Source organism: Paludibacillus litoralis (genome assembly GCF_037646705.1).
Taxonomy (GTDB): domain Bacteria; phylum Pseudomonadota; class Alphaproteobacteria; order Rhodobacterales; family Rhodobacteraceae; genus Pikeienuella; species Pikeienuella litoralis.
This window is the reverse complement of sequence record NZ_JBBHER010000007.1, coordinates 185,954-198,383: the sequence shown is the minus strand read 5'-3', so window position 1 is coordinate 198,383 and position 12,430 is coordinate 185,954. Positions and strand designations below refer to the sequence as shown.

14 protein-coding genes are annotated in these 12,430 nt (G+C 66.3%); 9 read left to right on the top strand and 5 right to left on the bottom strand.

Features of this window, described 5'->3' with window-relative positions:
• The gene (gene secB / locus WG921_RS13775) at positions 1 to 501 is read right to left on the bottom strand and encodes a protein-export chaperone SecB (protein ID WP_340109820.1); all 501 of its coding nucleotides are present in this window, start codon (positions 499 to 501) and stop codon (positions 1 to 3) included.
• A 71-nt stretch (positions 502 to 572) separates the two neighbouring features.
• On the bottom strand, positions 573 to 1,049 hold the full coding sequence (locus WG921_RS13770) for an FxsA family protein (RefSeq protein WP_340109819.1): 477 nt from the start codon (positions 1,047 to 1,049) through the stop codon (positions 573 to 575).
• Between the two features lie 136 nt (positions 1,050 to 1,185).
• On the opposite strand from WG921_RS13770, the gene WG921_RS13765 reads away from it, so the two are divergent.
• Together WG921_RS13765 and WG921_RS13760 are read left to right on the top strand one after the other, a co-directional pair.
• Positions 1,186 to 1,833 carry a Tim44/TimA family putative adaptor protein gene (locus tag WG921_RS13765; protein WP_340109818.1) on the top strand — a complete coding sequence of 216 codons (648 nt, stop codon included), beginning with the start codon at positions 1,186 to 1,188 and terminating at the stop codon, positions 1,831 to 1,833.
• A gap of 229 nt (positions 1,834 to 2,062) precedes the next feature.
• Positions 2,063 to 2,470, top strand: coding sequence for a Smr/MutS family protein (locus tag WG921_RS13760; RefSeq protein ID WP_340109817.1), 408 nt, complete (start codon positions 2,063 to 2,065; stop codon positions 2,468 to 2,470).
• Here the strand turns inward: WG921_RS13760 and WG921_RS13755 are convergent.
• Positions 2,461 to 3,522 carry a quinone-dependent dihydroorotate dehydrogenase gene (locus WG921_RS13755; protein WP_340109816.1) on the bottom strand — a complete coding sequence of 354 codons (1,062 nt, stop codon included), beginning with the start codon at positions 3,520 to 3,522 and terminating at the stop codon, positions 2,461 to 2,463. The genes WG921_RS13760 and WG921_RS13755 overlap by 10 nt on opposite strands.
• Entirely contained in the window at positions 3,519 to 3,857 is a 339-nt protein-coding gene (locus tag WG921_RS13750; RefSeq protein ID WP_340109815.1) for a DUF952 domain-containing protein, read from the bottom strand. The genes WG921_RS13755 and WG921_RS13750 overlap by 4 nt, the downstream gene beginning before the upstream one ends.
• Positions 3,858 to 3,951: 94 nt before the next feature.
• Here WG921_RS13750 and def point away from each other — a divergent pair, with 94 nt between their 5' ends.
• From def to yihA, 5 genes are all read left to right on the top strand, one after another.
• The gene (def, locus tag WG921_RS13745; protein WP_340109814.1) at positions 3,952 to 4,467 is read left to right on the top strand and encodes a peptide deformylase; all 516 of its coding nucleotides are present in this window, start codon (positions 3,952 to 3,954) and stop codon (positions 4,465 to 4,467) included.
• Between the two features lie 58 nt (positions 4,468 to 4,525).
• Positions 4,526 to 5,440, top strand: a complete 915-nt coding sequence (fmt, locus tag WG921_RS13740) for a methionyl-tRNA formyltransferase (RefSeq protein ID WP_340109813.1) — start codon at positions 4,526 to 4,528, stop codon at positions 5,438 to 5,440.
• Between the two features lie 130 nt (positions 5,441 to 5,570).
• Positions 5,571 to 7,382: a membrane protein insertase YidC gene (gene yidC, locus WG921_RS13735; RefSeq protein ID WP_340109812.1), complete on the top strand. Its 1,812-nt coding sequence runs from the start codon at positions 5,571 to 5,573 to the stop codon at positions 7,380 to 7,382.
• 1 nt (position 7,383) lies between these two features.
• Complete coding sequence (locus tag WG921_RS13730) at positions 7,384 to 8,136, top strand: MOSC domain-containing protein (protein WP_340109947.1); 753 nt, start codon at positions 7,384 to 7,386, stop codon at positions 8,134 to 8,136.
• On the top strand, positions 8,133 to 8,786 hold the full coding sequence (gene yihA, locus WG921_RS13725; protein WP_340109811.1) for a ribosome biogenesis GTP-binding protein YihA/YsxC: 654 nt from the start codon (positions 8,133 to 8,135) through the stop codon (positions 8,784 to 8,786). Before WG921_RS13730 ends, yihA begins: the two co-directional genes overlap by 4 nt.
• A 6-nt stretch (positions 8,787 to 8,792) precedes the next feature.
• Here yihA and WG921_RS13720 read toward each other — a convergent pair whose 3' ends face one another.
• Positions 8,793 to 9,473, bottom strand: coding sequence for a molecular chaperone DjiA (locus WG921_RS13720; protein WP_340109810.1), 681 nt, complete (start codon positions 9,471 to 9,473; stop codon positions 8,793 to 8,795).
• Between the two features lie 181 nt (positions 9,474 to 9,654).
• Between WG921_RS13720 and WG921_RS13715 the strand changes: the two genes are divergently transcribed.
• Both WG921_RS13715 and WG921_RS13710 read left to right on the top strand, forming a co-directional pair.
• Positions 9,655 to 10,905, top strand: a complete 1,251-nt coding sequence (locus WG921_RS13715) for an MFS transporter (protein ID WP_340109809.1) — start codon at positions 9,655 to 9,657, stop codon at positions 10,903 to 10,905.
• Between the two features lie 2 nt (positions 10,906 to 10,907).
• The gene (locus tag WG921_RS13710) at positions 10,908 to 12,377 is read left to right on the top strand and encodes an MATE family efflux transporter (protein ID WP_340109808.1); all 1,470 of its coding nucleotides are present in this window, start codon (positions 10,908 to 10,910) and stop codon (positions 12,375 to 12,377) included.
• Positions 12,378 to 12,430: the final 53 nt, after the last annotated feature.

The window sequence follows — 12,430 nt, the reverse complement described above, 5'->3', positions numbered from 1 at the left end:
TCAGGCGGAGCCCGCAACCTCGCCGTCCAGCCCGCTCGCGGCGGCGGCGCGCCGCTTCTCGACCTCGTTCCGATAGAGGCTGGCGAAATCGACGATGTCGAGCATCAGCGGCGGATAGCCTCCGTCTCGCGTCATGTCCGCCACGATGCGCCGGGCGAAGGGAAACAACAGCCGCGGGCACTCGACGAGCAGAAAGGGGTGCAGCTGCGCATCCGGAACATTGGCGATCTCGAAGCGGCCCGCATATTCGATTTCGGCGATGAACATCACCGCCTCTTCGTGCCGGGCGGTGGCGTTGATCTTGAGGATCACCTCATAGAGGTTGTCGCCGTGCTTTTTCGCGTCAAGATTCACGCCGACCTGAATCTCCGGCTTCCGGTCCATGCGCCCGTCGGCCTTTTGCATGGCGAGGTTCTCGAACGATGCGTCGCGCACATATTGCGCCTTGATCGAGACGCGCGGCGCCTGAGCGGCCGTCGGTCCAGCTTCAGCGTCAGCCATCACAGTCTCCTCGATTCTGAAGTTCGATCAGTTCGCTAGCATGCGGCCGACGCCGGAGCAATCGGCGCGGCTCAGCGGGGCGGGAGGGTCCAGCCGCTCGGCGGGCGGGGCTTGTCGGTCTCGGTCACATCTTCGTATTCGGCGTCGATCGGGCCGTCGGAGGAGGATTCTGGCCGCCCGGCGGAGACATGGAACGCGCCCGCCGCCAGCTTCGGGCCGATCCAGTTGATCAACGCGGTGCGAACCGGGGGCAGCAACAAGAGAAAGCCGAGCGTGTCGGTGAAGAATCCCGGCGTCAGCATCAGCACGCCCGCGACGAGGATCATCGCGCCGTTCGCGAGCGGGCCACGAGGATCCCCGCCTTCCGCCATGGCGATCTGCAGGCGCCTCATGGCGACGAAGCCTTGCGTCCGCATCAGCACGCCGCCGACGATGGCGGTCAACACGATGAGCGCGATCGTCGGCCAGAGGCCGATCGCTCCACCGATTTCGATGAAAAGCGCGATCTCGACGATGGGTATCGCGGCGAGCGCGATGAAAATCCACATATGACCTCCTTTGCGCACTCTGCGCCCGCCGCGTTGGGGCGGTCCGGCGCAACGTGGACAGTCGTGGCGTCAGCGCTTACATAGGGGAATGAAGCCGCGCGCGCCATCCGGGCGTGTTCGCGACAGGAGGCGCATGATGGGCGACGGCCTGATCACCCTTGTTATTCTGGCCGGGATCACGGTGTTTCTTGTGCTGCGGCTCAAGAACGTTCTCGGGACGAAGACGGGATTCGAGAAAAAGATCGAACCCGCGCGAAACGTAGGTCACGATTCGCAGCCCGCGCCGCCGCCCCGGCCGCCCGCGGCGCCGGAGAAGATCGCCGCGAACGATCCGCTGGCGGAGACATGGGCGGCGTTTCGCGAGATCGAGCCGGATTTCTCCCCGCGAGAATTCACCGAAGGCGCGAAGATGGCCTATGAAATGTTGCTGATGGCCTTTGAAAACGGCGATAAGGCGACGCTGAAGACCTATCTTTCGCCGGATGTCTACCAGGATTTCGCCGCGGTGATCGACCAGCGCGAAGCGGACGGCCTGACGGTGGACGCGCGTTTTGTCGGCGTGCGCGAGGCGAAGATCGTCGACGCCCGGCTCGATGCGGACGAAAAGATCGCCGAGATCGAGATGCGCATCGTCGCGGAACTCGTCACCGTGGTCCGCGACAGCGAGCATCGGGTGGTCGAAGGCGACCCGAACGAGATCAGACGTGAGACGGGGCGGTGGACTTTCGGACGGCGGCTTGGCTCGCGTGATCCAAACTGGCTCCTGATCGCCACCGGGGGATGAACGCCGGTCCGAGAAGAAGGAAGCGGCGGCGCGGCGGCGGCGGCGCGCATCTGGCTCGATGAGCGGCCGGCGCCCGACCGAGGAGGAGCGCGCGCTCTGGCGAGAAGTCGCGGCGTCTCTTCGCCGTCGGACCAGGACGGCGGTGAACGCGCCGGCGTCGCCCGGGAAAAACGACACCGCGCCGCCGCCCCCGCCGACTGTCGGGCCTCCGCGGCGAACAGAGCCGACGATGACCATCCGGCCCGTGGGGCCCGCCCGGCCGGCGTATAGCGCGCCGCGCGCGCCCGCGTCGGTGGCGAGCGGCCTTGACCGCGCAACCGAAACCCGCCTTCGCAAGGGGCGGCGCGCGCCGGATGCGCGCCTCGATCTTCATGGCATGACCGCTATGCGCGCCCACGGAGCGCTTATCGCGTTTATCGATCGGAGCCGCGCGGCCGGGCATCGCTGCGTCCTCGTCATCACGGGCAAGGGCGGGTTTTGCGACGGGGCGCCGGGCGTCCTGCGGCGGGAGGCGCCGTTCTGGCTGTCGTCGCCGCCGATTGCGGAGATGATCGTCAACGTCTCGCCCGCCCATCCGCGGCATGGCGGCGGCGGCGCGCTCTATGTCTATCTGAAGAAGCGCCAGCGTCAGCGCTGATCGGCGCCCACCGCCTCGGCCACGCTCTCGAATCCATCGCGGCGAAGCCGCATGGCGAGGCCTTCGCCGATCCGCGCGCCCAATGAGGGACCCTGATAAACCATGGCGGTGTACACCTGCACCGCCGAAGCGCCGGCGCGTATGCGCTCATAGGCGTCGTCGGCGTTGGCGATCCCGCCGACTCCGATCAGCGGGGTCTTTCCCTTCGTCGCCGCGTAAAGCCGCTTCAGCGCCGTGAGCGCGGCCGCCTTCAGCGGCGCGCCGGAAAGCCCGCCGGCCTCCGCCGCATGGCGTGAGCGGAGGCCCGGGCGGGCCAGCGTGGTGTTGGTGGCGATGAGTCCGTCCACGCCGCAATTTGTCGCGACCGCGGCGAGATCGTCGATCTCCGGGCCGCTGAGGTCGGGCGCGATCTTCACCAGAATCGGCGTCCGCTCTCCGGTCTCGGCCAAGGCGTCCCGCGCCGCCAGCGCGCGCGCGATCAGCGCCTCGAGCGCGGCCGGGCCCTGCAGCTCCCGCAATCGCTCCGTATTCGGGGAGGAGACATTGAGCGTCATCGCGCCGACCGTCCCGTGAAGCCCGCGCATCACCGCGACATAGTCGCCGGCGCGGTCCGCGCTGGTCTTGTTCGCGCCGATATTGGCCCAGACGCGCGGCCGCGCCGAATCGGTCACGCGCGCGCGGAGCCGTGCGGCGATGACGTCGACTCCGTCATTGTTGAAGCCGAACCGGTTGATCGCCGCCCGATCTTCGCTCAACCGGAACAGGCGCGGCCGCGGGTTGCCGGGTTGCGGCCGCGGCGTCACCGCGCCGATCTCGATGAAACCGAACCCCGCCGCGAGCATCGCTTCGGGCGCTTCCGCGTTCTTGTCGAACCCCGCGGCCACGCCGATCGGCGATGGGAGCGTGAGCCCGAAAAGCGTGGTCGAGAGGATCGGCTCCGGCGCCGCCTTCGGACCGAGCCCGGCCTTGAGCGCCAGAATCGCCAGGCGATGCGCCCGTTCGGGGTCGAGCGTCCGAAGCGCCGCCAGCCCGAGATCCTCCAGGAGCCTCACGTCAGCGCCGGGAATCGATGCCGGCCGTCGGGGCCGACCGGCACTGCTTCCGCCCAGACTACGGCGGCGCGAGAAAGCGGCGCGTAGAGATGGGGGAAAAGCGCGCCGCCGCGCGAGGGCTCCCATCGCAGCGCCGGGCCGAGGGCGTCGGCGTCTACCGCGGCGAGCATGAGCCCCTCCCGTCCGCCGAAATGCTTTCGCGCCGTCTCCGGCGTCTGCTCAGCGGTTGAGAAATGGATGAATCCGTCGGCGAGATCGACCGGCGCGCCGGTCGTCGCTCCGGTCGCGTCCAGAGCCGCCCATTCGTCGCCCGTGAAGATCTTGTAGATAAGCATGAGCGCTGAATCGGGCGGCGCGCGCGCCGGGTCAAGAGATTTCCGCCGCCGTCCGCGGATTGACGATGCGCGCGCGATTACCTAATTCGCATGCATGGCTGTTCGTCCCATTCTCATTCACCCGGATCCTCGTCTGAAAAAGATGTGCGACCCGGTTCCGGATCCGGTTTCCGTCGCCAAGCTCATTGGCGACATGCTGGAGACGATGTATGACGCGCCGGGGATCGGGCTCGCCGCGCCGCAGGTTGGCGTGAACGCGCGGCTTCTGGTGATGGACTGCGCCGGAAAGGATGAGCCGCCCGAGCCGATGGCCTTGATCAATCCCGAAATCGTCGCCGTGTCGGAGGCGATGAACGAGCATGAAGAGGGCTGTCTTTCGATCCCGGAGCAATATGCGCTTGTCGAGCGGCCGGCGGAGGTCACGCTGCGCTGGACGACGCCGGCGGGCGAAGCCGCCGAGCGCCGGTTCGACGGGCTGTGGGCGACCTGCGTGCAGCACGAGATCGACCACCTGAACGGCAAGCTGTTCATAGATCATATCAGCGCGGTGCGCCGGCAGATGATCACCCAGAAGATGAAGAAACTGAAACGCGAGCGCGCGAAAGCGTGAGCGCCGGCGCCCATAAGGCCCGATACGACAACCAGGCGAAACGGCGGCGGAGAGGGTGATGCGGATCGCATTCATGGGGACGCCCGAGTTTTCGGTCCCGACGCTCGACGCGTTGGCCGCCACTCATGACATCGCGGCCGTCTATACGCAGCCGCCCCGGCCCGCGGGGCGAGGCAAGCGTCCGCGGCCGACGCCGGTGGCGGAGCGGGCGGGCGAACTCGGTCTGGAGATCCGCACGCCGCTGAATTTTCGCGCCCCCGCGGACCGCGCGTCCTTCGCGGCGCTTGAGCTCGATGTCGCGGTGGTCGTCGCCTATGGGCTTTTGCTGCCGGTGGAGCTGCTTGAAGCGCCGGTTCATGGATGTTTCAACCTCCATGCGTCGCTTCTGCCGCGCTGGCGGGGCGCCGCGCCGATTCAGCGCGCGGTCATGGCCGGCGATACGGAAACGGGCGTCTGCGTGATGAAGATGGAGGCCGGGCTGGACACCGGGCCGGTGGCGTCGACGGCGGTGACGCCGATCCGGGCGAGCGACACCGCCTCGAGCGTGCATGATCGGCTCGCGGCGCTTGGCGCGCCGCTCATGGTGGAGGCGCTGGCGCGGCTCGCGTCGGGAGATCTGAAGCTGACGGCGCAACCCGCCGAAGGCGTCTACGCGGCCAAGATCGACAAGACGGAGACGCGAATCGACTGGCGTCGGCCCAGTGAAGTCGTCGACCGCCAGATCCGCGGGCTCTCGCGCTTTCCGGGCGCGTGGTTCATGATGGAGGGCGAGCGCGTGAAGGCTCTGATGGCGGAAGCCGTTCCGGGCGCGGGGGCGCCCGGCGAAGTGCTGGACGACCGGCTCGCCATCGCCTGCGGCTCGGGCGCGGTCCGGTTGACCCGGCTGCAACGGGCCGGAGGCGCGCCGATGGAGGCTGAGGCTTTTCTTCGCGGCCGCCCGGTCGCGGCGGGCGCGATTCTGGAAGGCGCCTGAAGGCTTTCGTTGCGCTTTCGCCATGAGATTGGACGTCGCCGCCGCATTATTGAAGGTCGCGGGGCTGCGCGCCCCTTGACCTGCGCGCCCGGCGAGGGTTCAACCCGCGGCACGCTGTGAGGAGCCTGACATGAATGACCAGAAGAATCTGATCGCCGCCGCTGGCCTCAGCTTCCTCGTTATCATCGCCTGGTCCTTCTTTTTCACGCCGCCGGTTCCGGACCAGGCGCCGGTCGCCCCGAATGTGGCGGAGAGCGTGGCGGGAGGCGTCAGCTTGCCGTCGGACGCGGTGGGCTCACTCACGACCGCGCCCGTCGCCACGGCGCCCGCCGGTCTGGAGAATGAGGCTTCCGCCGCGCCCGCAGCGCGGGTGGAGATCAGGACGCCGGCGCTTTCCGGCTCGATTTCGCTCCGCGGCGGCCGTTTCGACGACCTCAGCCTCACCGGATACCGGGAGACGCTGGACCCGGACTCGCCCCCGGTGGTCCTGCTCTCCCCGACCGGCACGGCGTATCCCTATTTCGCGGTCTACGGCTGGCTCGCTCCCGGCGCCGCCGATGTGAAGACGCCGGAACCGAACACCGAATGGACGCTGGAATCCGGAGAGACGCTGACTCCGGAGACGCCGATCACTCTGGTCTGGGACAATGGAGAGGGGCTGATCTTCCGGCGGACCATCAGCATCGACGACAAGTTCATGTTCACGATCGAGCAATCGGTCGAAAACACGACCGACGCGGCGGTCAACCTCACGCCCTATGGCTATATCGCCCGGCGCGGGAAGCCGCAGACGGAGAATTTCTACCTCCTCCACGAGGGCGTGGTCGCCGATATCGACGGTGAACTGAAGGAGCTCGATTACGGCGACATGGAAGATCTGGCGCCGTCCGGCGTGGGAGAGGAGCGCCTGAGCGCGACGACGAGCGGTTTCGTCGGTTTCACCGATAAATACTGGATGACGACCATCGTCCCCGGCTCCGGAGTCGGTTTCGAGACCGCGCTCAAATATATCCCGCGCGCCGACAGGCCGGAATTCCGCACCGAGGCGCTGCTCCCCACGCGGCAGGTCGCGCCGGGCGCGCGTTCGGAGGTGTCCACCTATCTCTTCTCCGGCGCGAAGGAATACGCGACGATCCACGGCTATCAGGAGGATCTCGGCATCGAGAGATTCGACGACAGCATCGATTGGGGTTGGTTCTTTTTCCTGACGAAGCCGATCTTCAAGCTGCTGGTCTGGGTCGAGGGGATCATCGGCAATATGGGCTGGTCGATCATCGTCCTGACGTTGATGATCAAGGCGGCGCTCTTCCCGTTGGCCTACAAGTCCTACGTCTCGATGTCGAAGATGAAGAAGCTTCAGCCCGAGATGGAGAAGATCAAGGAGCGCGTCGCCGGCGACCGGCAGAAGATGCAGCAGGAGATGATGGCGCTCTACAAGCGGGAGAAAGCCAACCCCGCCGCCGGCTGTTTGCCGATCCTGTTGCAAATCCCGATCTTCTTCTCGCTCTACAAGGTGCTTTTCGTCACCATCGAGATGCGGCATGCGCCGTTCATCTGGTGGATTCGCGACCTTTCGGCGCCGGATCCGACCTCGGTCCTCAATCTGTTCGGGTTGTTGCCCTGGGCGCCGCCCGACCCCACGTCGCTCCTTCATATCCTGTCGATCGGCGTCTTCCCGATCGTGATGGGCTTCACGATGTGGATGCAGCAGAAGCTGAACCCGGCGCCCGCCGACAAGATGCAGGCGCAGATCTTCGCCTGGATGCCGTTCGTCTTCATGTTCATGCTGGGGCGCTTCGCCAGCGGCCTCGTGATCTACTGGTGCGCCAACAACATCATCACTTTCACGCAGCAATACGTGATCATGCGCAGCCAGGGGGTGGATGTCGATCTGCTCGGCAACGTGAAGAAGACCTTCAAACGCAAACCGAAGGAAAGCTGACCTGCCCCATCTCGCCGCCATATATCGCCATCCCGTCAAGAGTTTCGGGGAGGAGGCTCTCGACCATGAGACGCTGGGCGCCGGGCGGCCGTTTCCCTGGGACCGGATCTGGGCGGTCGCCCATGGCGCCAGCGCGTTCGACGCGGCGAAGCCGGAATGGGCGCATTGCCGCAATTTCGTGACCCAGAGGAATTGCCCGGAACTGGCGCGGATCGTCTGCACATTCGATGCGGGGACCGGGTTCGTGACGCTCTCGCACCCGGAGCTTGGCGAGATCAGGGCGCGGCCTGAAGCGGACGAGGAGGCGCTGAGCGCCTGGCTTGCGCCGATCGCGGCGCAGTCGGACCCGGGCCCCTACCGCCTTGCTCGGGTTCCGGGAGCGGCGATGATGGACGCTCCCGACAGCGACATCTCCATCGGATCGCTCGCCAGTTTGCGGGTTCTGGAGGAGATCGCGGGAAAGCCGCTCGCGCATATCCGGCTCCGGATGAATCTCTGGATCGATGAAATCGAGCCCTGGGCGGAAATGGGCTGGGGAGAGGTGACGGTGGGGGCGGCGCGGCTTCGGATTCTGCGGCGGGTGAAGCGCTGCCGCGCGCCCGACGCCAGCCCCGAGACCGGGACCCGGGACATTGAATTCCTGAAACTGCTTCACGGGCGGTTTGGCCATATGGATTTCGGCGTCTACGCGCAGGTGATCGAAGGCGGGGCCATCGCGCTTGGCGACGCCTGCATCGGGAAGGCCGCGGCATGAGCCTGTTTCCGGTCGCGCCCGAACCCGAAGAGGACCTGGCCGAAGCGGGGCGCAAGCTCTTCGCCGGGCGCTGCGATTTCGTGAAGGGCGTCGTCGCGATGGACGGGCTGCCCGACGCGGACCGGATCGAGATCTGCTTCGCCGGGCGCTCGAACGTGGGGAAATCGTCGCTCATCAACGCGCTCACGGGCCGAAAGGCGCTCGCGCGCGCGTCGAACACGCCGGGGCGGACGCAGGAGATCAATTTCTTCGATCTTTCCGGCGCGCTCTGGCTGGTCGACCTGCCCGGCTACGGGTACGCGGAGGCGCCGGTCGCGGTCGTCGCGCGGTGGCAGGCGTTGCTGAAGACCTATCTCGCGGGCCGCGCGACGCTGCGCCGCGCCTATGTCCTCATCGATGCGCGCCATGGGGTGAAGCCGGTCGATCATGAGATCATGTCATTGCTCGATGGCGCGGCCGTGAGCTTTCAGGCGGTGCTGACCAAGGCCGACAAGATCGGCCCGGCGGCGCTGGCGCAGATCGCGGCGAAGACGGGCGAGGATCTGAAGCGCCATCCGACAGCGTTCCCCGAGATCATCGCGACCTCGGCTGAAACGGGCGCGGGCGTGCCGACGCTCCGGGCGGCGGTGGCGCGGCTTCTGGCGGAATAGCCGCCTTCAGGCGGCGCGCTTCGCCAGGATCGCCTCGTAGGCGGCGTTGACCTCGGCCAGGCGCCGGGTCGCCATCTTCACCGCCTCCTCCGGCACGCCGCGGGCGATCATTCGGTCGGGATGCGTCTCCCTGACGATCTCGCGCCACCGGCGCCGGATCTGAGGCAACGGCGTGTCCGGCGTCACCTGGAGCACGGCGTAGGGATTGCGGTGTTCGGGCGAATAGCGGGCGCGAATGGATTGAAAGGTGGCGTCCGAGACGCCGAAAATGCTCGCGACCTTGGCGAGAAACTCATCCTCCGCCGGGTGATAGGCTCCATCTGCGAGCGCGATGTGAAAGAGCCCCTCGAGCACGTCTTCGAGCACCGGGCTATCGGGGCCGAACAGGCGCGAGATCTGCCTTGCGTAGCCGTCGAAACCGGCGATGTCGTTGCGGGCGAGGTTGAAGACCCGGGCCGCGTTGGCCTCCTCCCGAGGCGGGATATGGAAAACCTCGCGGAACGCGGTCACTTCGTTGGGGGTGACCCGCCCGTCGGCTTTCGCCATTTTCGCGCCAAGCGCGATAACCGCGATGGTGAAGCCGACCGACCGCTCCGGGGGCGTCTTCAGCTTCGCGAAAACGGCCGAAAGGCTTTCACCCTTTGCGAGGGCGGATACGGCTTCGGCGATGCGGGACCAGATCGACATGAGTGGAGCATAGTCCAAAGCGGTGGCGGGGCGCGAGAGCTTCGTTCGGTGGAGACGTCGTGTCGCGCTCGCATGGATGAATTTCATCGTGGACGCGCATGCAAGAGCCGTGAGCGTGCGCATTATGCGTGGCGTTCCTCGCGGAACGGGATATATCGGTTGAATCAAGGAGCGCAATTCAATGCCACTCCCCATTTACCGGCCGGAAATCTCCCTTCAAGAGGGCCGCGAACTGCCGCGTTGGCGGCGGCCGGAATCAATGCTGGTGCTGATGGCGTTCGGCTCGATGCTGGCGTTCTCCACATGGATGGCGGTGGCCGCGAATTTCGTCATCGAGGTGGTGCATTTCGATGGCTCGGACAATGGCTGGATGCATACGGTCAGGGAAATCCCCGGATTCCTCGCCTTTCTGGCCATTTTCATCTTCGCGCTGATCCGTGAGCAGACCTTCGGGATCTTTTCGCTGTTCCTCCTCGGCCTCGGCTCGGCGCTGACCGCCGAGTTTCCGACGCTGCAAGGCGTTCTCGTCGTCACGTTCATCTCATCGCTCGGCTTTCACTATTACGAGACGGTCGCGCAGAGTCTCCAGCTTCAGTGGTTGCCGAAGGCGCGGGCGCCGAAGATGCTCGGTTGGATCGTCTCCGCCGGGGCTGCGGGAGCGCTGATTTCCTATGGCGCGATCCTGACCATGTGGGAGGCGTTCGATCTTTCCTACAGCACCGTCTATTGGGCCTCGGGCGGCCTCTGCATGGGTGTGGCGCTCTTTTCATGGTTCGCCTATCCGCAATTTCGCTCCGACACGGTTCAGCGGAAAAGCATCGTGCTGAAAAAGCGCTACTGGCTCTATTATGGATTGGTGTTCATGAGCGGCGCGCGCCGGCAGATTTTCACCGTGTTCGCCGCGTTCATGATGGTGGAGCTCTACGATTTCGGCCTTCAGCATATCGCCGGGCTGATGCTGGTGAATTATTGCGCGACGATGGTCGCCGCGCCGCAGGTCGGCAAGATGATCGCGGGGATGGGCGAGCGGTTCACGCTGATCTGTGAATATTCCGGCCTGGTCATGATCTTCATGCTCTACGCCGGCCTCTACTGGTTCGAATGGCCGTGGCAGGTGGCCGCCGCGCTCTATATCGCCGATCATATCCTCTTCTCGATGGCGTTCGCCCAGAAGACCTATTTCCAGAAGATCGCGGACCCGGAGGATCAGGCCCCGACGGCGGCGGTCGCCTTCACGATAAACCATATCGCGGCGGTGTTCCTGCCGGCGCTCCTCGGCTATCTCTGGCTGGTCGATCCGGCTTCGGTTTATGCGCTGGCGGCGTCGATGGCGGTGGTCTCGCTCATGCTCTCGACCATGGTGCCGCGCTGGCCGGAAAAGGGGCGCGAGACGAGGTTCAGCAAGGCGGTCGCGCCGCTCGCCGCGGAATAGGCGTGCTGAATTCGCGTCCAGGCCGGTTCACCACCGGCTCGACCATGCGCCATGTCGCGGTGATGACCGCGACCGGCTCCATCGGCCTGTTCTTCATGTTCCTGATCGATTTCGTGACGCTGTTCTACGTCTCGTTGCTCGGGGAGGATGTGCTCACCGCCGGCGTCGGTTACGCGTGGACGGTTCAGTTCTTCACGGTCTCGGTCGGCATCGGATTCTCGATCGCCGCGCTGGCGCTGGTCAGCCAGGCCATAGGCGCGGGCGAACTCGAGCGCGCCCGGCGGCGCGCAACCTCGGCGATGCTCATCGCCGTCAGCCTTCTGACGGTGGCGGTGTTGCTCGTCATCGCCGCGCGGCGCGAGATTCTCGGTCTGATCGGCGCCGTGGGCGATTCGGGCGGCGTCGCGGCGGAATTCCTGCTGATCGCCTTGCCCTCCCTCCCCTTCATCGGGCTGAGCATGATCTCCTCATCGGTTCTTCGGGCCGAGGGAGACGCGCGCCGGGCGATGCTCGTGACCGTCGTCGCCGGGCTGGCGGCGATGGTGCTCGACCCGCTTCTCATTTTCGGGCTCGACCTCGGGGTCGACGGGGCGGCGTACGCGATGGTGATGAGCCGCATGATCTCATCGGGGTTCGGGCTCTGGATGTGTGCGCGCAAAGGGCTTTGCGCGCGGCCGTCCATCGCCGATGCGCGCGCGTTCATGCGGCCCTTTTTCGGGATCGCCGCGCCAGCGGTGACGACGCAGCTTTCGACGCCGTTCGGCAATATTCTCCTGACCTGGTGGATCTCCGGCCATGGCGACAGCGCCGTCGCCGGTTGGGCGGTGGCGAGCCGGCTCACCGTGCTCGCCTTTGGCGGCATCTTCGCGCTCTCCGGCGCGATCGGCGGCATCATCGGCCAGAACTACGGCGCGAAACTGGGAGACAGGGTCGCCCGAACCTATCGCGACAGCCTGATCTTCGCGAGCGGTTACGTCGCGTCGGTGTGGATCCTCCTCGCGTCGCTGGCGCCGCTGATCGCCCGCGCTTTCGGGGTCGATGACGCCGGCGCGGATGTGATTCTCGCCTTCTGCTATGTCGGCGCCGGCGGCTTCATGTTCAACGGCGCGCTCTTTGTCGCCAACGCCGCGTTCAACAATCTCAATCGGCCGCTGTTCTCCACGGCCTTCAACTGGATGCGCGACGGCGCGGTCACGCCTCTGGCGCTGCTGCTTGTTCCGGTGGCCTGGGGCGCCCCGGGCGTCGTCTATGCGCAGGCGAGCGCGGGGGTTCTGATCGGAACGCTGGCGGTTTGGGCCGGCTGGCGGTTGAGCCACAACATGATCTTCGAAGGCGCCGTCCAGACGGCGCCATGGTCGCCGAAACCGATGGCGGCGATGACGGGCCGAAGCGCCGCCGCGGTCATGCTGGCCGAGGAAACCGACGAACTTCCGGGGCGCGAACGGCTGGCGCCGGATCGTGGAACCGATTAGACAACCGACCGGAATGCGCGAAAACGGCGGGTATCGCAGAACTGAGGGAAAGA

Excerpts from the sequence above, each read along its gene's own strand:
- secB (WP_340109820.1), bottom strand. The coding sequence starts at position 501 with ATGGCTGACGCTGAAGCTGGACCGACGGCCGCTCAGGCGCCGCGCGTC.
- WG921_RS13770 (WP_340109819.1), bottom strand. The coding sequence starts at position 1,049 with ATGTGGATTTTCATCGCGCTCGCCGCGATACCCATCGTCGAGATCGCG.
- WG921_RS13765 (WP_340109818.1), top strand. The coding sequence starts at position 1,186 with ATGGGCGACGGCCTGATCACCCTTGTTATTCTGGCCGGGATCACGGTG.
- WG921_RS13760 (WP_340109817.1), top strand. The coding sequence starts at position 2,063 with ATGACCATCCGGCCCGTGGGGCCCGCCCGGCCGGCGTATAGCGCGCCG.
- WG921_RS13750 (WP_340109815.1), bottom strand. The coding sequence starts at position 3,857 with ATGCTTATCTACAAGATCTTCACGGGCGACGAATGGGCGGCTCTGGAC.
- def (WP_340109814.1), top strand. The coding sequence starts at position 3,952 with ATGGCTGTTCGTCCCATTCTCATTCACCCGGATCCTCGTCTGAAAAAG.
- fmt (WP_340109813.1), top strand. The coding sequence starts at position 4,526 with ATGCGGATCGCATTCATGGGGACGCCCGAGTTTTCGGTCCCGACGCTC.
- yidC (WP_340109812.1), top strand. The coding sequence starts at position 5,571 with ATGAATGACCAGAAGAATCTGATCGCCGCCGCTGGCCTCAGCTTCCTC.
- yihA (WP_340109811.1), top strand. The coding sequence starts at position 8,133 with ATGAGCCTGTTTCCGGTCGCGCCCGAACCCGAAGAGGACCTGGCCGAA.
- WG921_RS13720 (WP_340109810.1), bottom strand. The coding sequence starts at position 9,473 with ATGTCGATCTGGTCCCGCATCGCCGAAGCCGTATCCGCCCTCGCAAAG.
- WG921_RS13715 (WP_340109809.1), top strand. The coding sequence starts at position 9,655 with ATGCCACTCCCCATTTACCGGCCGGAAATCTCCCTTCAAGAGGGCCGC.